Raw genomic sequence first — 22753 nt, 5'->3', positions numbered from 1 at the left:
CCGCTGCGCCGCTATGGCTGTCCGCATGACGCTTCTCGCCCCTCCAGCCCAGGACACCAGCGACGTTCCCGACCCGGAAGGTGAGCGCCACGGCTGGGTCACCCCCGTCGGCCTGTGGCTGTGGCCGTCGATGATCACACTGATCGTGGGCACGTACCGCATCGGCCAACCGCTGATGGGACGCGACGAGCTGACCAGCTGGGACGTGTCCGGCCGAAGTGCCGGGCAGGTGCTGGCGACGGTGCGGCACGTGGACGCGGTGCTGGGTACGTACTACCTCCTCCTCCATGAGTGGAGGACGCTTTTCGGAGACTCCGCCACCGCTCTGCGCATGCCCTCCGCCCTGGCCATGGCCGGTGCCGCGGCCTGTGTGGCGCTGATCGGGCGACGGCTGTTCGGCCGCCGTGCGGGAGTGGTCGGCGGCCTGCTGTTCACCCTGATTCCCGGAGTGAGCCGGTTCGCGCATGAGGCGCGCCCCTACGGCCTGGTGATGCTGGCCGTGGCCCTTGCCGCACTGCTGCTGCTCCGGGCCCTGGACCGCCCGGGCAGCCCGTGGCGGTGGGCCGCGTACGCCCTCGGCCTGGTGGCCGTGGGGCTGTCCCATCTGATCGCGCTGACGTGTCTGGTCGGGCATCTGGCACTCGTGGCCATGCGTGCCCGGCGCGAGCGCCGGGTGTGGCTCGGCTTCTGCCTCGCGGTTCTGGTGGGTGTCGCCTGCGTGTGCCCAGTGGTGCTGCTGGGCAGGAGGCAGACCGTCCGGCAGATCTGGTGGATCGCCAAACCGGACGCATGGGGTCTGCTCGACATCTGGTCGCAGCTGTTCTACTCCGGCCTGTGCGCGGGGATGGTGGTGCTGCTGGCCTTGGTGGCGTACCGGGAGCGCCGTGACGCCGTCGTCTTCTGCACCGTGTCCGCAGTGGCGCCCGTCCTGCTGATCTGGGCGTTCTCCCACGGGCACATCTCGTACTTCTACTTCCGGTACATGCTCTTCACCCTGCCGGCGTTCGCCGTTCTCGCCGGGGCGGGACTCGCCGCCGCGGCCCGGTCCCGACCGGTGCTCGTATCGGCCCTCGCGGTCCTCGCCGTGGTCACGGCGCCCGACCAGCAGTCACTGCGGGAGCCGCTCGGGCACTACTGGGCGGGCGGACCCGACTTCGCGGCGGCCGCACGCACCATCGGGAAGTACTACGTCCCCGGCGACGCGATCGTCTACAACAGGACGCAGGAGGAGGCCCTCTCCCTCGGCGTCGCGTACTACCTTCCGCGGAATCTGCGCCTCCGCGACGTCTTCCTCGCCGAATCGCCCGTCCAGCGCGATGACCTGGCGGCCGTCCAGTGCCCGGAGCCGGCCGCGTGCCTGCGGCGCGACGAGCAGCGGATCTGGCTCGTGGTGAGCGGGGACGAGACGGACCCGCTGAACGGGCTGCCCGCGGACCAGGCGACAGCGCTGCGCGCCCACTACAGGGCGTACGGGGCGGAGCGTCCCAGCGGTCTGACAGTGGCACTGCTGGTGCGCACCGCGTAGGCATTTTTTGGCGTGCGGTCCTACCGGGACCGTCACATGCCGGGGACACGCTCCGTAGTTCCGATTACTCACGCAGCGTAATCGTCACGGCGCGCTTCGCCCGTCCGGCGCAGGTCGCCCTCTAGGGTGTCCGGCGCCGAACGTGGGGGGATGAACACGCCCATAGCGGGGCGTACCGACTCGGAGGCGGACGCCGATGACTACAGTCGAACAGCAGCCGGACCACAGCTCGGTGGTGACCCCCGAACCCGCCACCATCCCCGGGCAACGACCACCGGGCCGGCTCCGACGCATGGCCGGGCCGATCACCCGTGCAGTCCGGCCCTTCGACATCGCCGTCGCAGTGTTCTTCGTGCTCACCGCCCACCTCCTCTACGTGAACCTGTGGAGCGACCTGGCCCACGCGTACCTGACCGACTCGGGAGGGGACCAGAACCAGGCCGAGTGGTTCATGGCGGTGGCCGCCGAGAACGTCGCGCACCTCCACAACCCGTTCTTCACCACAGTCCAGGGATTCCCCGACGGGGCGAACCTGATGGCCAACACCGTCATGCTCGGTCTGACCGTGCCGCTCACACCGATCACGCTGGCGTTCGGGCCGACCGTGACCTACGCGCTGGTGCTGACCTGGGGCCTCGCAGGGACGGGCATCGCGTGGTACTGGGTGCTGGCCCGGTGGGCGGTGCGCGGCCGTCCCGCGGCCGCGGTCGGCGCGGCACTCGCCGCCTTCGCTCCGCCGATGATCAGCCACGGAAACGCCCACCCCAACTTCACGGCACTCTTCATGATCCCGCTGATCGTCGACCGGGCGCTCTGCCTGTGCCGGGGTGACCGGGTCGTACGGGACGGAGTGCTGCTCGGCCTGTTCACGGCCTACCAGATCTTCATCGGCGAGGAGGTGCTGCTGATCGCCGCGGTGGGGATGCTGCTGTTCGCCGCCGGGTACGCGCTGGCGGACCGCGGTCGCGCGCGGGAGGCCGTGAAGCCCCTCCGGAAGGGCCTCCCGATCGCACTCGCCGTGCTCTTGTCGCTGGTCCTGGGGCCCTTGTATTTCCAGTTCTTCGGACCGGGCAGTTACACGGACGTGCCGCACGGCCCCGTCGTCAACAGTCCGCTCTCCTTCTTGGAGTTCGCCGGACGATCATTGGCCGGCGATCCTTCGGTCGCTGACCGGTTCGCCGTGAACCGCCTCGAGCAGAACGCCTTCTACGGCTGGCCCCTCGCCGCGCTCGCCCTCGCGATCGCGGTCCGTATGTGGCGGCGGCCGCTGGTCAAGGCGCTCGTGTGTACCACGATCGGCGGGGCGGTGCTCTCCATGGGGTCACGGATCGGGATCCCCGGCACCGGCCTCGTCCTGCCTGGCCCGTGGCGGCTGATCCTCGACCTGCCCTTGTTCGGGTCAGTGATCGAGAGCCGGTTCGGCATGGTCTGTGCTCCCGTGCTGGGCACGCTCGTGGCGCTTGCGGTGGACCGCCTCGCGGCCTCGTCCGATCTCCGGCTGAAGGTATGTGGGCTCGCCACCGTCGCCGCGGCCCTGCTGCCGATCGTGCCCACCCCATACCCCACGAACGTCCGGCCGCCCGTACCCGACTTCATCGCCCGCGGCACATGGCGTCAGTACGTCGACAAGGGCCAGACCCTCGTCCCTGTACCGCTCGCCCATGCGTACACCACCGAGTCTCAGCACTGGCAGTCGGCGACCCACATGGCCTTCACCATGCCGGGCGGCTATTTCATGGCGCCCAACGGCCCGGAACACACCGGCAATTACAACCCAGAACCCCGCCCCACCTACAGGCTGCTCGGGGACGTGTACACGAGCGGAAGGGTCCCGGAGATCGGCCCGCTGCAGCGGGTCGAAGCCGAGGAGGACCTGACGTACTGGAAGGCGGGCGTCGTCGTGCTTGCGCCCGGGTTCAACGCCGCGCCTCTCTACGAGACCCTGAAACAGCTCCTGGGCCGGGACGGCACTCTGGTCGGCGGAGTCTGGGTGTGGGACGTGAATTACGGCACGCCCGCCGCCCTGACCTCGTAAGTCGAACGGCCCGGTACCGCTTGGCGGACCTTTTCATTTCGCCCCCATTCAGGTGATCGATCGACCCGCTTGCCGTAGCGAATGTCCGGCCCACATGTATAAGGGAAAAGTTCCCATTGCAGGGCTCAGGAGAATTTGATGGCAGTCACCGCGCCGCTTCCCGCACCACGCGAAGAAACCCGGAGGGCGGAAGCGGCCGCACCCGGCAGTCGCCCGGCGGGCCCGTGGCTTTGGCTGTTGCCGTTCGCCTTGGCGGCCGGCCTGACCGGCTACGGTCTGACCGACTCCCTGCTGGGCCGGGACGAGCTGGTCACCTGGGACATGGTGAATCGCAGCACGGGGCAGATTCTTGCCACTCTCCACAACGTGGACGCCGTCCACGGAACGTATTACCTGCTGATGCACGCCTGGGTCGGGCTCTTCGGTGACTCCGTCGTTTCCATGCGGCTCCCTTCTCTTTTCGCCGTGGCCGGTGCCGCGTCGGCCGTGGCCCTCATCGGCAACCGGCTCTTCGGGAGCCGCGCCGGAATTGCCGCCGGAGTTCTCTTCTCGCTGCTGCCCGCGGTGAGCCGCTACGGACAGGAGGCGCGCAGCTACGCCTGGGTCATGCTCGCCGTCACCTTGGCGACACTGCTGCTCCTCCGGGCCCTCGACAACCCGCGCAGCCCGTGGCGATGGGGCGCCTACACGCTTGCGCTGGCCGGCGTCGGACTCCTTCATCTGATCGCGCTGTCGATCGTGCCCGCCCACCTCTTCCTGCTCGGGGCCCGCGCGCGGCGCGACCGCGCCCTGTGGTGGAAAACCGCCGCCGCCCTGCTGCCCGTCGCCGCCTGCGCCGCCCCACTCGTCCTTCTCGGCCGGTCCCAGGTCCAACGGCAGCTGTACTGGGTGCCGGAGCCCGACGTCTGGGCGCTTGTCTCCATCTGGCAGGACGTCTTCGCCTCCGCGCTGGGCGCCGGAGCGCTGATCGCCCTCGCCGTCCTGGCCCGCTCACACCGCAAGGCCCCGTTGCTCACGTGCGCCGCCTGGGCCCTCCTGCCCTGTCTCCTCGTCTGGCTGAGCTCCCATGGCGACGTCTCCTACTTCCGCAACGTCTACCTGCTCTTCACCCTCCCGGCCTGGGCCCTTCTCGCCGGCACCGGCCTCGCCGCGATCTGCGGCTCCTGGAAGGCCGCCACGGCCCTGCTCGTGGCGCTGGCCGTCCTCACCCTGCCCGACCAGAACCGAATGCGGCAGCCGTTCGAGCACGACGCACCCGTCCCGCTCGACTACGCCGCCGCGGCCGATGTGATCAGGACCTACCACCAGCCGGGCGACGCCGTGGTCTACGACCGCGAGAACACCTGGAAGCTCGACGGCGGAGTCCAGTACTACCTGCCCCGCGACCTGAAGATGCGCGACGTCTTCCTCACCAGTACTCCCAGGTCGATCAACCAGCTGTACGCGCTCGAGTGCCCCGCCCCGGCCCTGTGCCTGAGGGGTGAGCGGCGCATCTGGCTGCTGACCCAGGGCAACGACCCGGACCCCCTGACCGCAATCGCCCAAGGGGAGGCCGACGCTCTGCGAGCGCAGTACACCACGTCCTGGAGCCGGGCCGTGACGGGGATGACCGTCACCCTGCTCGTGCACAAGGACACCGCATAACCCCCAGCTCTCCCCCTGTGGCCACGGCTCCCGAGCCGTGGCCACTTTTGTGCGCCCGGAAAAAGCATCCATTGACAGCAACTCGTTTTTGAGAGTTACTCTCAATTTATGGTGACTATCACGGATGAAGCAGTGCGGCGAGACCCCCGCCGCTGGTGGGCCCTAGGAGCCCTGGTCGCGAGCATGCTGGTGCTCGCCTTCGACTCGACGATCCTCAACGTGGCCCTGCCGACCATGGCCGCGCAGCTCGGCGCCGGCACCGGGCAGCAGCAGTGGATGAGCGACGCGTACGTCGTCGTCTTCGCCGCGCTGATGCTCCCGGCGGGCCTGCTCGGCGACCGGTTCGGCCGGCGCCGGATGCTCATCGCCGGACTCGCCGTCTTCCTCGCGGGCTCGGTGCTCGGCTCCCTGGCCGGCGACGTGAACGCCGTGATCGCCGCCCGCGCGGTGCTCGGCGTCGGCGCCGCGCTGATCATGCCGCTGTCCCTGTCCGTGCTGCCCGCGCTGTTCGGCCCGGACGAGCGCGGCAAGGCCGTCGGCATGATCTCCGCCGCCTCGGCGCTCGGCATGCCGCTCGGCCCCCTCGTCGGCGGCTGGCTGCTGGGCCACTTCTGGTGGGGCTCGGTCTTCCTGATCAACATCCCGATGGCCGCCCTCGGCATCGCCGCCTGCGCGTTCCTGCTGCCCGAGACCCGGGACCCAGCGAGCCCCAAGGTCGACGCCGTCTCCACCGCGCTCACCGCCGCAGGGCTCGGCGCGCTCATCTACGCCATCATCGAGGCCCCGGACCGCGGCTGGAGCGACGGCCTGGTGCCGGCGATGTTCGCGGCGGCCGCCGTCCTGCTGACCGGGCTCGTGCTGCGCGAGCGCCGGACGCCCCGCCCCATGCTGGACATGGGCCTGCTCGCCCAGCGGGGCTTCCTGCTCAACACCGTCGCCGCGACGCTGGTGATGTTCGTGCTGTCGGGCCTGATGTTCACCGTGCCGACCTACCTCCAGGCCGTCCTCGGCCACGACGCCTTCGCCACCGGTCTGCGGTTGCTGCCGATGATGGCCGGGCTGATGGCCGCCGCGAGGGGCGCCCAGGCGTTCGTCGCCCGGTTCGGGGCGCGCGCGGTGGTCAGCGCGGGCCTGGTCGTGCTCTCCTTCGCCGCCCTGCTGGGCAGTCGTACGACCGTGCACGACGGCTACGGCTTCACCGCGCTGTGGCTGTCGATCACCGGCCTCGGCTTCGGCCTCGCGGTCGTCCCGGCGATGGACGGCGCGCTCGGCACGCTGCCCGCCGACCGGGCCGGCAGCGGGTCCGGGCTGCTCATGACCTTCCGCCAGGTCGGCGGCGCCATCGGTATCGCGCTGCTCGGCAGCCTCCTCGCGAGCGCCTTCCGGGACCGGCTCGACGTGACAGGGCTGCCGGGCCCCGTGGCGCACACCGCCAGGGAGTCCGTGGTCGCCGCGCATGTGGTGGCCGCGCACACCGACTCGGCTCACCTCGCGGCCTCCGCGAACAGCGCGTACCTCCACGGGATGACCGTCGTGCTGCTGGCGTGCGGGATCGCCTCCCTGGTGACGGCCCTGCTCGCGGCGCTGCTGCTGCCGAACACCCCGGTGGTACGGCGCACCGGTCGAGAGGACGTCCCGGCCATGGCCGCCCCCGTGGCGGATGCCGGAGAATGACCGCATGACGGCCGCACGTTCCCCCCTCTCCCCCCTCTCCTCCGCCGACCGCCCGCAGCTGGGGTTGCGCGAGCGCAAGAAGATCAAGACCAGGGAGGCGATCCGCGCGGCGACCTACGCCCTCGTCCGGGAACAGGGCTACGACGCCACCACGATCGACCAGATCGCCGAGCGGGCCGAGGTGTCGCCGTCGACCGTCTTCCGCTACTTCCCGACCAAGGAGGACATCGTCCTCACGGACGAGTACGACCCGGTCATCCTGGAGGAGATCAGGGCCCGGCCCGCCGACGAACCCTGGTCCGAGACCATCCGGCACGTCCTGCACCGGGCGGTCGAGCTCGGCATGGACAACGACCTCGCGGTGTCCCGGCTGCGCACCCACCTCATGGTCCAGGTCCCCGCGGTGCGCTCACGGATGATGGAGAGCATGTCGGCCACCGGCCGCATGCTCTGCGAGGCCATCGGCGAGCGCACCGGCCGCGCCCCCGACAGCCTGGAGGTCCGGGTCTACGCCATGTCCCTGATCGGCGGTCTGATGGAGACCTCCATGTACTGGGCGGAGAACGACCACCGGGACGACTTCACGGCCCTGATCGACCGCGCCCTGGACGTCATGCAGCACGGCCTGCCGAACGAAAAGCACTGAGGTCCGGGCGGACTCCCGTGCGATCCTGACACAGTGAACCGACCCGAGATCCACGTCGAAGTCGCCCCCGCGCTCCACCTGTTCGTGCCGCACGCCCGGCGGGCCGGTGCCACACCTTTGGCCACGGACGGCGTCTCGACCCTGGGCCATGTCATCGAGTCCCTCGGCGTCCCGCTGACCGAGGTCGGCGCGCTGGTCGTGGACGGCCGCGAGGCCCCGGCGTCGCACATCCCGAAGGCCGGCGAGACGGTGCAGGTACGGCCCGTCGACCGCCCCCAGCGCGTCCCCGGCGCCCCGCTCCGCTTCCTCCTCGACGTGCACCTCGGCACGCTCGCCCGTCGGCTGCGGCTGCTCGGCGTGGACACGGCGTACGAGTCGACCGACATCGGCGACGCGGCCCTCGCCAAGCGCTCGGCGACCGAGAAACGCGTCATGCTCAGCCGCGACCGGGGTCTGCTGCGCCGCCGCGAACTATGGGCCGGCGCGTTCGTCTACAGCACCCGCCCCGACGACCAGCTGCACGACGTCCTCGACCGCTTCGCCCCCGACCTGCGCCCCTGGACCCGCTGCACCGCCTGCAACGGCCTGCTGGAGGAGGCCACCAAGGAAGAGGTCGCCGACCATCTGGAACACGGCACGCAGCGGTCGTACGACGTCTTCGCCCAGTGCACAGAGTGCGGCCGCGTGTACTGGAAGGGCGCGCACCACGAACAGCTGGAGGCGGTCGTGGAGCGGGCGTTGAGCATGCGTACCCAGGGGGATTGAGTACGCGCGCCGATCAGGCGGGACCGGCCGCGCGGTTGGCTGGGGGCATGACGACAGCGAACTCCGCGCACCCGTCCGCTCCCGGCCGTGTTCTCACCCGGTGGGCGGCCTGGGGTCTGGCCCTGCTCATCCCGAGCGTGCTCGCGGCGGCGATCGCGGTGGTGTCCACCTACCAGGGCTCCCGCTGCGTCGAGTACAACGAGTGCCCCCGGGTTCCGGGGGCACTCGTCTACGGCAGTCTCCTCACCGCCGTCTCCGCGGGGCTGGCGGCCCTGCTCTGGCCGCGGCGCCGAGGGACCGTCGCGCGGACTTGGGCCGTGGTGCTCCAGTGGAGCGCCCAGGTCCTGCTCGTCCTGCTGATCCTCAGCTACGGCTCCTGACGTCCCCCTTCCCGCACGCCACCCCGTCCCGGTTCCGGTCCAACCCCAGGGGATCGTCGGCGCCGTTCACCTTCAGCCGGCCGTAGTGGTTCTGCCGAAGCCAGGCACACCGAGCAGCCGTGGTCTTCTTCACCTGCGGCGGGAACACCGTCGGCACGCACACGTTGGCCGAGCCGTAGTGCCGGTCGCAGCCGGAGATGGTCGGGCTGACCTGCTGTGCGGTCTTCTTCTTGCCGGGGCCCGACACCGTGCCGGAGAGGGAGTCGGCGAAGGCGTGGACGTGGGGGGACGCGGCGCTGAGGGCCGACGGGCCCGTCAGGTGGACCCACTTGGCCACCGAGGGCACCCCGTTGGCATCCACTGCGAAGAGCATGTACCAGCCGGGCGGGGCGATGTTCGGGTTGTTCGTGACGTTCAGGTCCACGTTGTTGCCGTCCACGCTCAGCGGCAGGTCCACGAACCGCTGGTTCGGGTCGGACGAGTGCGTGACCGCCGCCGGGCGGATCAACTCCGCCTTGGCGATGGGGCGGTCGACGGTGATCCGCTGGGTGTCGCCGTACTTCCACTCCTGGTTGATCACCGAGGTGATCGTCGGCCGGGTGCCCTTGTAGAGGTAGGGCGGGGTGTAGATCGACACGTTGTGGTTCCAGGTGCCGTTGCCCGGGTTGTCGCCGGTGGCCATCACGCGGCCGTCGGGCAGCAGGAACGCCGAGGAGTGGTAGCCGCGGGACTCGGGGTCGGCGGCCACGGGGTCGAAGGTGTTGGTGCCCGGGTCGTAGATCGAGGACTCGTACACCGGGTTGGCGCGGTTGTGCAGGGCGCCGCCGGTCTCCAGCACCTTGCCGTCGGGCAGCAGCACCGCGGAGACGTACATCTTGCCCTGGTTGCCGGTCTCCGGCTGGGGCCCGTTGCCGAGGTCGACCGTGCCCTGTGGGATCGGCGGCCCGGCGACGTACGACGGGTTCGCCTGCTTGAGGTCGATCAGGTCGGTGAGGCGGTTCGCGTCCGGGTTGGAGTCGATGTTGCCGCCGCCGATCGTCAGCACCCGCTGATCCTGCGCGGGCGGCAGCAGCACGCTCGCCGACTGGTCGCGCTCGTCCTTGTTCTGCAGCCCGGGGATCTGGGTGATCGTGTTGGCGTCGTAGTCGTAGACCGCCGAGCCCGTGCCGGGGATGTTGTTGCCGAAGACATGGCTGCCCGTGTAGAAGAGGCGGCCGTCCTGCATCAGGATCATCGCCGGGTACAGACCCCAGTACGACCAGGTCTGGTTGACCTGCCACAGCGGCAGCCACTGGTTCTGCGCGTAACTGAACTTCTCCGCGGTCACCGAGCCGGTGGAGTCCTCGCGCAGCCCGCCGAAGGAGATGACGTCACCGTTGCCCAGCTCGGTCGCCGACGGGTACCAGTGGCCGTCGTTGAGGTCGTTGGTCTTGCTGTAGGTCTCGGTCGTCGGGTCGAAGATGTACGAGTCCTTGAACCCCTCGTAGCCGTGCCCGCCCGCGACCGGGTACGCCTTGTTGCCGCTCAGCACCAGCACCCGGCCGTCCTGCAGCTGGACGTGGCCCGCGCAGAACATGTCCTTCGGCGTCGGAATGACCTTGTACGTGCCGTTCGCCGGGTCGTACACCGCCGAGGTGAACGTGCCCGCGTTGAAGTTCTCCTCGCTGTTGCCGGAGCCGGCGATCAGCAGCACCTTGCCGTTGTGGAGGACGACCGAGTGCATGGAGCGGACCGGGTTCTGGGTCGGCAGGACCGACCAACTGCCGTTCGCGCACTGGTCGTTCGTGCCCGTGCACTGGGCCGGCGGGAGCGGATCGGCCACCTGGTCCATGGTGTAGTCGTCGGTGGTCGCCGAGCCGGTGCCGTAGACGGAGACACCCCAGGTGATGCGGTCGGTGCTGGCCGGCACCTCGGGGGTGCGGACCGTGGCCTGCGTCCAGGCCGACGCCATGTCCAGGGTCTTGAGGTCGGTCCAGTACTGCCAGCCGGCGGTGGTGTCGTGCCGGAAGAGGGTGATGTTGGCGTCGGGGGTGGTGGTCTTGTACCAAAGCCCCAGGTCGTACTGCTTGCCCACGGACACGGCGGGCGCGCAGTCCGTGGACTCCGTGATCAGCGCCTTGCGGTCGCCGTCGACCCGGCGGGTCAGCGTGACCTTCATGGCCTTGGCCCCGGAGTGCGCGTCCGAGGTCGTCTCGAAGGTGAAGTCGTTGTCGCCCCAGCCCGACTTCTCCCAGCAGTACGGCATGCCGTCCGTGCCGGCGGTCTCGAAGCCGGGGTTCTTGATCAGGTTGGCGGCCTCGGCCGGCTGGGGCGCGGTCAGGAGGAGACCGGCGGTCAGGGCGCCCACCCCGGCCAGCGCGGTCCGTCTGCGGCGTCTGCGATACGTCGTCGTACTCACACGGCTCTCCTTGCTCGGCTCCCCCGGCGCCGGGGGAGGTAGACCAGCGCCTCGGTACCGACGAAGCGCAGGACGAACGTCATGACCAGCGCGAGCGCGGTGGCGGGCAGGGCGGCCATGCCGAACCGGCCGACGAGCAGGGCGATCAGCGGGATGCGCAGCAGCAGGTCGGCGTTGGCCAGCAGCGCGAACCGGCCGAGCCGGTCCCACCAGCGGCGGTGCGCGCGCCGGTCGCGGAACAGCAGCTGCTCGATGAGCAGGAAGTTCCAGGCGACCCCGAACTGGTTGGCGAGGATCTCGGCGGGCAGGTAGTGCATCCCGAGGACGGTCAGCGCCCACAGTCCGGCGAGGTTCGGCACGAACCCGCTCGCGCCGATCAGCCCGAAGCCGACCATGCGGGCGACCGGGGACGCGGTGCGCAGGCCCGCCAGGTGGCGCAGGAAGCGGAAACCCTCCCGGGCGGTGGACTTGGACTCGCCGGCGAACCGGTCCTCGAAGACGAACGGCACCTCGGCGACCCCGCGCGGGCGGCTGCGCACGGCCAGCTCCAGCAGGATCTTGTAGCCGAGGGGCCTGAGGACGTCGGCGGTGACCGCGCTGCGCCGGATGGCGAAGAAACCGCTCATCGGGTCGCTGATCCCGCGCAGCCTGCGTGGGAAGAGGCCCTTGGCGAGCCAGGTCGCGCCACGCGAGACGGCCACCCGGTAACCGCCGGCGAGCCCCGCCCGGCTGCCGCCCTCGATGTACCGGGAGGCGACGACCAGGGAGGCGTTCGCCCGCTCGCCGGTGGCCACCAGCTCCGGTACCAGGGACGGCGGATGCTGGCAGTCGCCGTCCATGACGACGATCCACTCCGAGGCCGCCGCCTTCAGCCCTTCCACGACCGCCCCGCCGAGCCCGCCTTCGGGTTCCTCGCGGTGCAGCACGGCCACGGGGAACGGGCAGTCTTTGGCGGCCTCGCGGATGACCTCGGGGGTGTCGTCGGTGGAGTCGTCCACGAAGAGGACCTCGCAGGGCAGCCGCGCGGGCACCGACTCGGTGATCCGGTGCAGCAGCTGCCGGATGTTCGCGGACTCATTGAAGGTCGGTACGACGACGGTGACGGCGCCGGGCTCGGGGACCTCTACGGCGTCGAGGCCCTGTGCCGGGGCGGTGTACTCGCTCATCGCGCCCCTCCCAGGGCCTGGATCCGCCGGATCTCGATGCGGTCGGGTCCGGTGCCGAAGGTGGCGACCGGCGTGGAGTGCCGGATCGCGGCCCGCACGTTGGGCAGGTCCTTGGCGTCGCGGCGGACGGTCGGCGAGGCGACGACGTAGTCGATGTCCCGCCAGCCGTGCGGCATGGTCTTCGTGACGGCCGGGTCGAGGTCGGCCTTGTAGAACCAGATGGCGCCGAGCCCGGGCCGGTATCCGGCGTGCACGAGGTCCAGCCAGAGGGCGTCGTCGACGAGCACGCGGGTGTCCTTCGGGTCCGCCACCTCGGTGCCGAGCCAGTGGGAGGCCTGCCGGTAGGGCCTGTTGGCGTCGGCGGTGACGGCGGTGCGGTCGCCGTCGTACCAGTGCGGTACGACGTAGGCGCCGGCGGCGAGGGCCAAGGCGGCGGCGAGCGCGTACCGTCCGCCGGTGACATACCGCTTCTCGCCCTCCTTGCGCCATCTGCGCAGGACCGCGTGGGTGACGGAGGCGGCGCCGCCCGCGAGGACCAGGGCGAGGAAGGGCAGCGCGCCGATGACGTACATGGCGGGCAGATAGCCGTCCGGGCGCATGGCCACCGCGGCCAGGACGGCGACCGTGAAGGCCGGTCCGGCGAGGGCGCGGGCGGTGACCGACCAGCGCCAGGTGAGCAGCAGGAGCAGGGCTGCGGCGAGGCCGCCGAGGGGCAGGACGCGGTCGTAGTACAGCCAGGAGTGCAGGACGCCGTAGGAGCCGGAGGAGCGGTCGAGGATGAATCCCGAGCCCGGCCTGGACATCTGGTAGGTGATGCCGTCCCACAGGGAGACGTGCCCGGCGCCGGGGAGGAGCTCGCCCTTGAGCAGGGCGAACAGCGGGTAGGAGAAGCCGATCAGGGCGCAGCCGGTGACGGCTCCGGTGAGGGCGAACTTGCGGGTGTCGCGGTGGCTGTGGCGCCACATGGTGACGAACAGGGCGGGCAGGACGACGAGCATCGTCTCCTTGGTGAGCACGCCCGCGGCGGCGGCGAGGCCCGCGCCGAAGTGGTGCCAGAGGTGACGGCTGGGCGAGGCGGCGAGGCAGAAGGCCAGCAGCAGCCACATCACGGCGATGTTGTCGAGGAAGATCTCCCGGCTCAGGACGACCGCGAGCGGCGAGAGCCCGAGCAGGGCCATGCCGAGTCCGGCGGCCCAGCGGGGCAGGGAGAGCCGGCGGCCGAGGACGTAGACGAGGACCGCGCTGACGCCGCTGACCAGCAGCATGGTGAACCGCATGGTGCCGACGGTCATCGAGCCGGGGCTGATCGCCGAGGGGATCCGGGTGAGCAGGGCTAACTGGATCCAGCCGAGCGGCGGGTGGTCGTACCAGTAGGTGTAGTGGGCGAGGCCCCGGCCCTGCTGGACGGCCCAGGCCTGGGCGAGGTACGTACCCTCGTCGTCGCTGAGGGTCGGGTAGTCGGCGATGTTCCAGCCCTGCACGACGAGGATCGCGGCGAGCAGGGCACCGCAGAGCAGCAGGTCGGGACGGGAGGAACGGAGTCGTACCGGCGGCCGGGCGCGGCCGGCCGAGGGCGTTTCGGGCGCAGGCTGGCGCTGCGCGGGGACCTTCGCTGCGGTCACCGCGGGAAGTGTGGAGGTCACGCAGGAACGTCCTCTCGGATGGGCTCGGCGGCGGTGAGGTGCGCGCCGACGTGCGTGGTCAACTCCCAGTCGTTACGGCCGCGTTGCTCGCGCCAGACGGCGCGGATGGCGGCGCCGGCGAGGAGGACCTGGTAGAAGGGCCCGCCCACGATGAGCTTCACGTAGTGCACGAGGCGGACCCTCAGGCCGTACTGCCGGCCGAAGTCGTGCAGTCCGACCACCTCGAAGACGAAGGTGACGGCGGCGGTGACCAGCGGCAGGAAGGTGAGGAAGGCGATCCCGACGGGCACGTCGAGGAAGAGCGCGACGGCCGCGTTGAGCGGGATGATCACGCCGGAGAAGGCCTGCATGAACGGGGTCATCAGGGTGTACCGGGCGAGCAACCGCTGTCCGAACCCCGGCAGTTGCCTCCAGTCCTTCTTCCGGTAGACCTGCAGGAAGCCCTGGTTCCAGCGGGTGCGCTGCTTGAGCAGCGACATGAGGGAACCCGGGGTCTCCTCCCTGGTCACCATGTCGGAGTCGTAGGCGACGACGACCTTCTTGCCGACACTGGACAGCCGGACGCCCAGGTCGCAGTCCTCGGCGAGGCAGTCGGGGTCCCAGCCGTCCGCTTCCCTGAGGACGCCGGTCCGCACGAAGACGGTGTTGCCGCCGAGCGGGATGAACCCCTTCTGCGCGTGCAGGTGCAGCCGGGAGCGGAACCAGAAGAAGTACTCCAGGCAGTTGCGCAGGCTGTACCAGCTGGAGTGGAAGTTGATGAGCTGGACCCCGCCCTGCACGACGTCCGCCCCGGTGGTGCGGAAGGCGTGGTCGACGTGGGCGAGCAGCTCCGGGTGGACCTGGTCCTCGGCGTCGAAGACCCCGACGACGTCACCGCGGCAGTGCGGCAGCGCCGTGTTCATGGCTTTCGGCTTGTTCTTCTTCTCGTGGGTGTCGACGACGACGCGGACGCGTGCGTCCCGTGCGGCGGCCTGCTCGGCCACCTCCGTGGTCTCCGGGTCGTCGTGCCCGACGATCACGATGATCTCGAAGTCGGTGTGCGTGGATTCCAGCAGCCGCTGGATGGTGTGGTCCAGCACCGCCTGCTCGTGCCGGGCGGGCAACAGCAGGGAGAACGACAGATGTTCGTCGCCGTCCGGCCTGCCGAACCTGGTGGAGGCCAGCACCTCGGGCGTACGCCACGCGTGCATCTGCCACCACAAAGTGAACGCCGCCATCCAGAACAGGGCCAGTGAGACGGCGGCGATGAAGACAGACGTGAGCAAAAAGATCCCCCCAGATCCCCAATTACCCCCTGTGGGCGCAACGGTGAGTCACCACCCGTCGACCCGCAGTGGAGAGCGTAGGGGGGATCTATGAAATGTGGGAGCTCTTCCGATAAATAGCTTGTTTCGGAACGGTGGTGCGAGTAGTGGGATCTATCCGAACACGTGCTCCGTTTCGGACAGTTCACACTTCTGCCGCCCCTGGGTTGTGGATGCTCAGCGCCTGTTGAGGGACGCGCGCAGCCGTTCCGGATCGGTCGTCGGCGCGTCGCAGGTGAAGTTACGGCAGACGTACGCGGTCGGTTCGCCCTGCTGCAGGCGCCGGTCGGCGAGGAGCGGGAACTCGTCACTGTCCGCAGTGCCGACGGCGACGACGGCACCGGGGGCCGTACCGAGAAGCGCCGTACGGTGCAGGGCGGCCGTCTTCTCGTCCGCGAGGTCGGGTCCCGGTCCGACGACGGCGACCTCCTTCGGCCCGTCGAGGAGGGCCTCGGCGACGGCGAGCCCCCAGCCGATGAACCGGGGCACGCGCGGCCCGAGGGTCTTCACGACCCCCAACGCCCGCTCCGCGGCGGTCCGGTGCGGCTCGGAGCCGGTGTGCGCGGCATAGCCCAGCAGGGCACCGGCCGCCGCGGTCCAGCCCGACGGGGTGGCGTTGTCGGTGGGGTCCTGCGGCCGGCGGATCAGCCGCTCGGCGTCCGACGCGGTGTCGAACAGCGCGCCGGTCTCGGGGTCGGTGAAGCGGGCGAGCACATGGTCGAGGAGCAGACCGGCGAAATCCAGCCAGACGCCCTCGCCCGTCACCGACGCGAGCGCGAGGAAGCCCTCGGCGACGTCGGCGTAGTCCTCCAGCACGCCCGCGTTGGGTCCGACCCGGCCGTCCTTGCTAGTGCGGGCGAGCCGGGCGTGCTCGTCGAGGTGCACCCGGACGAGCAGGTCGGCGGCGCCGAGGGCGGCCTCGACGAGGTCGGGCCGGTCGAAGTAGGCACCGGTCTCGGCGAGCGCGGCGATGGTGAGGCCGTTCCAGGCGGCGACGACCTTGTCGTCCCGGCCGGGTGCGGGACGTCCGGCGCGCTCGGCGAGGAGCCGTTCCCTGATGGAGGCGATCTTCCCGGCGTCGAAGACGCTGTCGTTCTGCGGCAGTTGAAGGACGGACTGACCGTGCTCGAAGGTGCCCTCGTCGGTCACGCCGAAGTACCGGGCGGCGAGGTCGCCGTCCGCCTCCCCGAGGACGGCGCGCAGCCGCTCGGACGTCCACACGTAGTACGCGCCCTCGACGTGCCGCCCGCTCCCGTCGTCGCTGTCGGCGTCGAGCGCCGAGGCGAACCCGCCGTCGTCCGTGCGCAGTTCGCGCACGAGGAAGTCGGCGGTCTCCAGGGCCACGCGCCGGGCGAGGTCCGATCCCGTGGCCCGCCACAGATGGGCGTACACACGGCAGAGCAGCGCGTTGTCGTACAGCATCTTCTCGAAGTGCGGCACGACCCAGTCACGGTCGACGGAGTACCGGGCGAACCCGCCGCCGAGCTGGTCGTAGATGCCCCCGCGGGCCATCCGCTCACACGTGTCCTGCGCCATCTGCAGCGCGCCCTCGGCACCGGTCCGGGCGTGGTGCCGCAGCAGGAACTCCAGCGCCATGGACGGCGGGAACTTGGGCGCCCCGCCGAATCCGCCGCGCTGCGGGTCGTACTCCCGGGTCAGCCCGAGCAGCGCCTGCGCGAGTTCCTGCTCGTCGGGCGCGCGGTCGCCGTGCCGGACGATCTCCCGCTGCGCGAGGTCGCGCACGATCTTCCCGGCGACCTCCGCGACCTCGTCGCGACGGGTGCTCCAGGCCTGCTGCACACCCTCCAGCACCTGCCGGAAGGACGGCATGCCGTGCCGGGGCGCGGGCGGGAAGTAGGTCCCGAAGTAGAAGGGCTCGGCGTCCGGGGTGAGGAAGACGGTCATGGGCCAGCCGCCCTGTCCGGTGGCGGCCTGTACGGCCTCCATGTAGACGGCGTCCACGTCGGGGCGTTCCTCGCGGTCGACCTTGATGTTGACGAAGTGCTCGTTGAGGTAGTCGGCGGTGGCATGGTCCTCGAAGGATTCGTGAGCCATGACATGGCACCAGTGACAACTGCTGTACCCGACGCTCAGCAGAACGGGTTTGTTCGTCTTGCGGGCCTCGCCGAAGGCCTCGGCCGACCAGGGCCACCAGTCGACCGGGTTGTCGGCGTGCTGGAGGAGATAGGGGGACGTCTCGTGAGCCAGTCGGTTCGGCATACCCCCATCCTGCCGCAGTACCGTGCACGCCGGCGTCAGGCCCAGACGGCGACCTCTGGTTTCGCCGGACCGGCGGGCGCGCTGATGACGAGGTCGGCGTTCTTGAGGGTCGAGTGCGCCACCACGACCGGTCGACGCGCTGATGACGGGGCCGAACGCCGACTTCGCCGCCGGGCACTCTTGCCGGGTTCCCCGGAGGGCTGATCGGCGGGCTGGTCCGCGCCGGAGGAGCCGGCCGGGGCGGACGATCGTGTGGGCGCCGACGCCGCGCTCTTGTCGGCCGACGAGCCCGGTCGGGCCCCCAGGACCGTGACGAGGATTCCCACCAGCGGAACCACGATTTCCCGGATCATCGGCCGGGACGCCGTGCCCTCGGGCAGGCGGAGGCGTCCTCAGCCCGCCGGTTCGCCGTTTCGCTCTTCCACGGGCTCGGGGACGGCGTAGAAACGCATGAGCACCGGGCGCGCCCCGTCCGGGGCCTCCTCGCGCGAGCGGCAGTAGCGGTCGAGCAGCGCGTGGTACTCCCGCATGAAGTCGACGAGTTCCTCCCGCGTCAGCCAGGTGCCGTGGCGCTGGACCTGGGCCCAGCCCTCGGGGCCGCGGTACTCCTCGTGGGCGCGGCGGTACAGGGCGGTGTCGAACTCGATCTTCAGATGGGCGAGCCGGGCGGCGGCCGCGTACTCCTCGGGGGTCATCGTGGCGGGGTCGGGCGTGGTGTGCCGGAAGGGCAGCGCCCGCCACCATCGCTCGCGCCCGCCGGACTTCTCCGGGATCTCCTCGATGAGCCGCTGCTCGGCGAGTTTGCGCAGGTGGTAGCTGGTGGTGCCGGAACTTTCACCGAGTTCGCGGGCGAGCACGGTGGAGTTGGCCTCGCCGTGCCGGCCGAGGTAGTCGAGGACCCGGCGGCGCAGGGGGTTGCCGAGGGACTTGTACAGCGCGGTGCGCTCCAGGCTGGTCATCTCGGGCGTGCCGTCGGTCATGCGGTCACGGTAACCCTGAGAACCCTGAGAAGTCCCCGATGCCTGCCGAGATTTCTTTGCAGAATTTTCTCTGCGATCTACGGTGGAAGCGGTCGAAGGACGACGCGAGGGGGCGGACATGGGCGTGAGTGTGAGGGTGACCGGGGCCGCGCGGAAGCAGTGGCCCTGGGTCCTGCTGGGGGCGGCGGCGGTCCTGCTGGTGCCGTGGACGGTGGTGCTGGCCCTGACCCTGCCGGGCAGCACGGAGGTCGACCACTGGTCCCTGGCCTGGATCGGCCTCGACGTCCTCATGGCCACGGGCTGTGCCGCGACGGCCTTGCTCGGCCTGCGCGGAGATCAGAGGTCCCGCCTGACGGCTTCGGCGACCGCGTCGGTGGCGGTGCTGGACGCCTGGTTCGACATAACGACAGCGGGCACGGGCGCCCCGCTGGCCGAGGCGCTGCTGTGCGCGGTGGCGGAGGGGGCGCTGGCGGCGGCGTGTGTGTACCTGGCGGTGGGCAAGGGATGGCGGACCGCCCGGCGCTGAAGAGCCGAGCACGTCCTCGGAGCGCACTCAGCCGGTGAGCGTGCCCAGAACCCGCAGGGGGCTGATCCGTATCACCACGCGCGTCACCTCCGGAGGCAGCTCAAGGTACTCCTGGCCGGCGCCGGGACCCTCGTACCGCTCCGCCAGCCTGACGGCCAGCTCACGGCCGACGTCCTCGGTGACCGTCGCCGTGCCGCGCACCTCGACGTACCGCAGGGGGTCCGCCGGGTCGTACACCGTCAGGCTCACCCGCCCGTCCCGGCGGACGTTCCGCTCCTTGCGGCGACCGGCGGCCGTCGACACGAGCAGGTCGTCCTCGTCCCGGCCCACCCAGACGACCGAGGTCTGCGGGCTCCCGTCCGCGTTCACCGTGCCCAGGACGGCGGGAACCGCAGCGTCCAGCAACGTACGTACGGCATCGTTCAAGGCGACTGTCACGCCCGGACCCTAGGTCGGCCCCTGGCCGGCTGTCGAGCGAATCGGCCCTCGGGCATGGCCGCCGTTCCCTCGCACCGAACGGCACGCGCTCACAAGGACGTTGCCGCACCTCCCCAACTCCCCACCGACGACCACCCCTCCCGCTTCCGCGCCCCACGAAGGACACTCATGGACAAGGAAGTTGTCACCGGAGGGGGGACGGGACATGCGGGACGGCCATCGGGCGGAGGCCGAGCGGCTGCTGGTGCGGGCCGTCGAGGAGGAGGTACGGCGCTCCGGCGGGCGGATCGACGGGCAGCTGCTGCTGTCGCGGGCGCGCGGTGCGCTGGAGGCGATGGCGGGGGCGGCCGGCGAGGAGTACGAGGCCTACGTCCGCGCGCTGGAGGAGACCGAGGCGGGCCGGCTCACCTTCGGGCAGCGGTACGCCCGCCAGGGCGCCGGAACGGCCCTGCTGGTGGCGGCGGTTGCCGCGGTGGCCGCAGCCGTGGCCGACCTCTCCCTCGGCACCGGTACCGGTACGGCGGTCGGCGCGGGCGTCGCCGCGGGCGTGGTCGGTGCCGCCGCCTCCGTGGTGAAGGTGGCCGGCGTCCATCTGCCCGCCGCGCATCACCGGGCGGGCGCGGCCGGCCAACCCGGCGGGCCCGAGCAGCTGCGGCTGCAGTGGCTGACCGCGCTGGAAGTGCGCGGCATCCGCCCGTTCCTCGACCAGCAGCGGGTGCTGACCGCCTCCACGGCCCCGAAGAAGAAGGGCGGCCCGGCGCTGCGCGGCGCGGACAAGAGCGCGGCGGCCCGCCGGCGTACGGTGCTGGAGCAGTCGTTCGGGCAACTCCCGGACGCGGACGGTCCGTTCGCGGGGCGCCGGGCGGAGCTGGCGCGGATCCGGCAGTGGGCACACTCCGCCAGGGCGGCCACGGAGACCCGGCCCACGGTGGTCGTGCTGCACGGCGAGCCCGGCTCGGGCCGGACCACGCTCGCGGTGCGCGCGGCGCACGAGCTGCGGGACCACTTCCGGGGCGCGGTGGTCGTGGACCTGCGCGGCGGCCGGCGGGAGGAGGCGCCGCTCGCGACCCGGGACGCCCTGCTGCATCTGCTCAACCGGCTCGGCGCGCCCCGCGAGCAGCTGCTGTTCCGGGAGCGCTCCTCCCCCGACCAGCAGGTCAAGCGGCTCGGCGAGCTGTACCACCAGCATCTGTCCGGCCTGCCGGTGACGATCGTGCTGGACGACGCCTCGGACCCGGAGCAGGTGCGGGCGCTGGTCCCCGAGCGTTCCGACAGCCTGGTCCTGGTCACCGCCCGTACGGCCCTGGACCTGCCGGCGGACCTGCCGGCCTGGGTGCACGACCTGCCGGTCGAGGCGCTGGACGCGGCGGGCGCCGAGGAACTGCTCGGTCTCGTCGCCGAGGACGCGTCAGGGCCGTACGACGCGGAGTCCGCCGACCGGATCCGGGAGCTCACCGGCGGGCTGCCGCTGGCGCTCAGGATCGCCGGCTCCGCGCTCGGCCCGCGCTCGCCCCGGCAGCTGGCCACGGACCTGGGCGCGTACGGCCCGGTGGAGCCGGTGGAGCGCGCCCTGTGGCTGCGCTACACCGACCAGCCGGAGCCCGCGCGCCGGCTGCTGCGCCGGCTCGCGCTCGCGGGCCGGACCTCGCTGGGCGCCGCGGCGGCCGCCGCTCTGCTCGCCACGGACGAGGCCGAGGCCACGCGGCATCTCGCCGACCTCGCCCGGGCCGGCCTCCTCGACCATGTGCGCGGCAGCCGCTACCGGCTGCACGACCTGGTGCGCGCCTTCGCCGAGGCCCGGCTGCTGGACGAGGAGGACCCGGCCGAGCGCGCCGCGGCGCAGGAACGGCTGATCGTGAACTACGCGGATCTGGCCGACTCGGTGCTGCGCCTGGTCGACGGGAACATGTCGACGCGTTCGCACCAGTTCGGCCCGCACGGGTTCACCTCGCTGGACGAGGCACTGCGCTGGCTGGACGACGAGTCCAGCTTCATCACCGCGGCCCTGCGCCACGCCGAGGGCGTGGACCAGCGAGCGGTGCAGAACCTGCTGGGCGCGCTGTGCGACTACTGCCTGCTGCGCGGCGACCTGTACCGGCTCGGGGAGATCAGCGAGCTGGCGCAGGCCGTGGACCAGGGGCTGCTGGTGCGCTCGGTGCAGTGGCGCACCGGTATCGCGGCCCGGCAGCTGGGCGAGCTGGACAAGGCGCGTGCCACGCTGGCCTCGGTAGTGGACCTGTACCGGGAGGCGCACCACGACGCGGGCGCGGCCCGTGCCCTGGGCTCGCTCGGGATCACCCTGCACCACCAGGGCAATCTCACCGAGGCCGCGGCCAAGCTGCAGGAGGCGCTGGATCTGCAGGCGGCGCCGGAGCTGGCCACGGACCGGGCCTGGACGATGCACGCCCTGGCCGCCGTCCAGCGGGACCGGGCCCGGCTGGCGGAGGCGCTGGAGCTGCTGACCCGCTCCCTGGTGCTGCACCGCGAGGGCGGCTCGGTGCACGGCGAGGCCTGGGCGCACTTCCAGCTCGGCCAGCTGGCGCTGCGGATGGGGGACGTTCCGCGCGCGGAGTCGGAGCTGCGGGCGGCCCTGGAGCGGTACGGCCGTACGCAGGACGCGCGCGGGGAGGCCTGGGCACTGACCCAGCTGGCCCGGGCCCGTCTGGTGGCCGGCGACGCCGCACCGGCCGTGGACAGCCTCAGGCAGGCCGCCGCCCGGCACCGGGAGAACGAGGACGCGCGCGGCGAGGCCTGGACGCTGTACTACCTGGGCCAGGCCCTGGAGGAGGCCGGCGATCTGGACCTGGCGGTGCGCGACCTGGAGCGGTCCCGCACGATGTTCTCCCGGATGCGGGACGTCTACGGCCTGGCCTGCGCCCGGCACCACTCGGCGCGGGTCACCCGCGACCAGCGGGCCGCGCAGACCGGCTCGCTGCGCAACTCCGGCTTCGCCCGGCAGCTCCTGGTGGACGCCCGCGCCGACTTCCAGCGGATCGGCGTCGCCCACGGCGAGGCGTGGACCTGCCTGGAGCTGGCGGTGGTCGACGCGGGCAACGCCCGTACGCAGGCCGCGCTGGCCCTGGCGGACGAGGCGCTGGATCTGTTCGTCTCCTACGGCGACCGGCGCGGCGAGGACTGGGCCCGCTTCCTGCGCTGCACCCTGCTGCCTTATGCGGCGCCCGGCGGGGTGGAGGTGGGCACGGCGGTCGCCCAGGAGGAGCTGGCCCAGCTGGCCCGCGCCGGCCATCCCCTGCGGGACGAGAAGCTGGCCGACTACGTCCCGGCCTACGCCCTGCTGCTGGAGCGCGGGATCAGCCTGGAGGACGGCTGGCAGGCCTGGCGGCTGCGCATGACGCCGGACCGCCACGCCCGGGAGGTGATGGGGGTGGCGGTACCGGCGGGGCGCTGA

The 22753-nt window shown here is 71.4% G+C and carries 16 protein-coding genes; 9 read left to right on the top strand and 7 right to left on the bottom strand.

Annotated features, from left to right (window positions below; genetic code table 11):
- Positions 1-25: 25 nt before the first annotated feature.
- The 7 genes from ACIBJF_RS10500 (at position 26) to ACIBJF_RS10470 (ending at position 8669) form a co-directional block, all read left to right on the top strand.
- Positions 26-1525 carry a glycosyltransferase family 39 protein gene (locus ACIBJF_RS10500; RefSeq protein ID WP_399173295.1) on the top strand — a complete coding sequence of 500 codons (1500 nt, stop codon included), beginning with the start codon at positions 26-28 and terminating at the stop codon, positions 1523-1525.
- A 196-nt stretch (positions 1526-1721) separates the two neighbouring features.
- Positions 1722-3560 carry a glycosyltransferase family 2 protein gene (locus tag ACIBJF_RS10495; protein ID WP_399173294.1) on the top strand — a complete coding sequence of 613 codons (1839 nt, stop codon included), beginning with the start codon at positions 1722-1724 and terminating at the stop codon, positions 3558-3560.
- A gap of 237 nt (positions 3561-3797) precedes the next feature.
- A complete protein-coding gene (locus ACIBJF_RS10490) occupies positions 3798-5204 on the top strand; it encodes a glycosyltransferase family 39 protein (protein WP_399173293.1) in 1407 nt (468 codons plus the stop codon).
- Positions 5205-5312: 108 nt separating this feature from the next.
- Positions 5313-6878: an MFS transporter gene (locus ACIBJF_RS10485; RefSeq protein ID WP_399173292.1), complete on the top strand. Its 1566-nt coding sequence runs from the start codon at positions 5313-5315 to the stop codon at positions 6876-6878.
- A 4-nt stretch (positions 6879-6882) separates the two neighbouring features.
- A complete protein-coding gene (locus ACIBJF_RS10480) occupies positions 6883-7524 on the top strand; it encodes a TetR/AcrR family transcriptional regulator (protein ID WP_399173291.1) in 642 nt (213 codons plus the stop codon).
- Between the two features lie 33 nt (positions 7525-7557).
- A complete protein-coding gene (locus ACIBJF_RS10475; RefSeq protein WP_399173290.1) occupies positions 7558-8289 on the top strand; it encodes a Mut7-C RNAse domain-containing protein in 732 nt (243 codons plus the stop codon).
- Between the two features lie 47 nt (positions 8290-8336).
- The gene (locus tag ACIBJF_RS10470; RefSeq protein ID WP_399173289.1) at positions 8337-8669 is read left to right on the top strand and encodes a hypothetical protein; all 333 of its coding nucleotides are present in this window, start codon (positions 8337-8339) and stop codon (positions 8667-8669) included.
- On the opposite strand, the gene ACIBJF_RS10465 is transcribed toward ACIBJF_RS10470, so the two are convergent.
- From ACIBJF_RS10465 to ACIBJF_RS10440, 6 genes are all read right to left on the bottom strand, one after another.
- Entirely contained in the window at positions 8653-11067 is a 2415-nt protein-coding gene (locus tag ACIBJF_RS10465) for a galactose oxidase-like domain-containing protein (protein ID WP_399173288.1), read from the bottom strand. The genes ACIBJF_RS10470 and ACIBJF_RS10465 overlap by 17 nt on opposite strands.
- Positions 11064-12233, bottom strand: coding sequence for a glycosyltransferase (locus ACIBJF_RS10460; protein WP_399173287.1), 1170 nt, complete (start codon positions 12231-12233; stop codon positions 11064-11066). Before ACIBJF_RS10460 ends, ACIBJF_RS10465 begins: the two co-directional genes overlap by 4 nt.
- On the bottom strand, positions 12230-13876 hold the full coding sequence (locus ACIBJF_RS10455; protein WP_399173286.1) for an ArnT family glycosyltransferase: 1647 nt from the start codon (positions 13874-13876) through the stop codon (positions 12230-12232). The genes ACIBJF_RS10460 and ACIBJF_RS10455 overlap by 4 nt, the downstream gene beginning before the upstream one ends.
- Positions 13873-15141: a glycosyltransferase gene (locus ACIBJF_RS10450; RefSeq protein ID WP_365321874.1), complete on the bottom strand. Its 1269-nt coding sequence runs from the start codon at positions 15139-15141 to the stop codon at positions 13873-13875. Before ACIBJF_RS10450 ends, ACIBJF_RS10455 begins: the two co-directional genes overlap by 4 nt.
- Before the next feature lie 216 nt (positions 15142-15357).
- Positions 15358-17400 (bottom strand): thioredoxin domain-containing protein, encoded by a 2043-nt coding sequence (locus tag ACIBJF_RS10445; protein WP_399173285.1) that lies wholly within the window; start codon positions 17398-17400, stop codon positions 15358-15360.
- Positions 17401-17792: 392 nt separating this feature from the next.
- A complete protein-coding gene (locus ACIBJF_RS10440) occupies positions 17793-18380 on the bottom strand; it encodes an ArsR/SmtB family transcription factor (RefSeq protein WP_399173284.1) in 588 nt (195 codons plus the stop codon).
- Between the two features lie 118 nt (positions 18381-18498).
- On the opposite strand from ACIBJF_RS10440, the gene ACIBJF_RS10435 reads away from it, so the two are divergent.
- A complete protein-coding gene (locus ACIBJF_RS10435) occupies positions 18499-18906 on the top strand; it encodes a hypothetical protein (protein ID WP_399173282.1) in 408 nt (135 codons plus the stop codon).
- 27 nt (positions 18907-18933) lie between these two features.
- Here ACIBJF_RS10435 and ACIBJF_RS10430 read toward each other — a convergent pair whose 3' ends face one another.
- Entirely contained in the window at positions 18934-19344 is a 411-nt protein-coding gene (locus ACIBJF_RS10430; protein ID WP_399173281.1) for a PPOX class F420-dependent oxidoreductase, read from the bottom strand.
- A 205-nt stretch (positions 19345-19549) separates the two neighbouring features.
- Here ACIBJF_RS10430 and ACIBJF_RS10425 point away from each other — a divergent pair, with 205 nt between their 5' ends.
- Positions 19550-22753, top strand: a complete 3204-nt coding sequence (locus ACIBJF_RS10425) for a tetratricopeptide repeat protein (RefSeq protein WP_399173280.1) — start codon at positions 19550-19552, stop codon at positions 22751-22753.

The organism is Streptomyces sp. NPDC050743, from assembly GCF_044456925.1.
GTDB lineage: Bacteria > Actinomycetota > Actinomycetes > Streptomycetales > Streptomycetaceae > Streptomyces.
The sequence above is the reverse complement of the archived record's forward strand: the minus strand, read 5'-3'. Positions and strand labels throughout refer to the sequence as shown.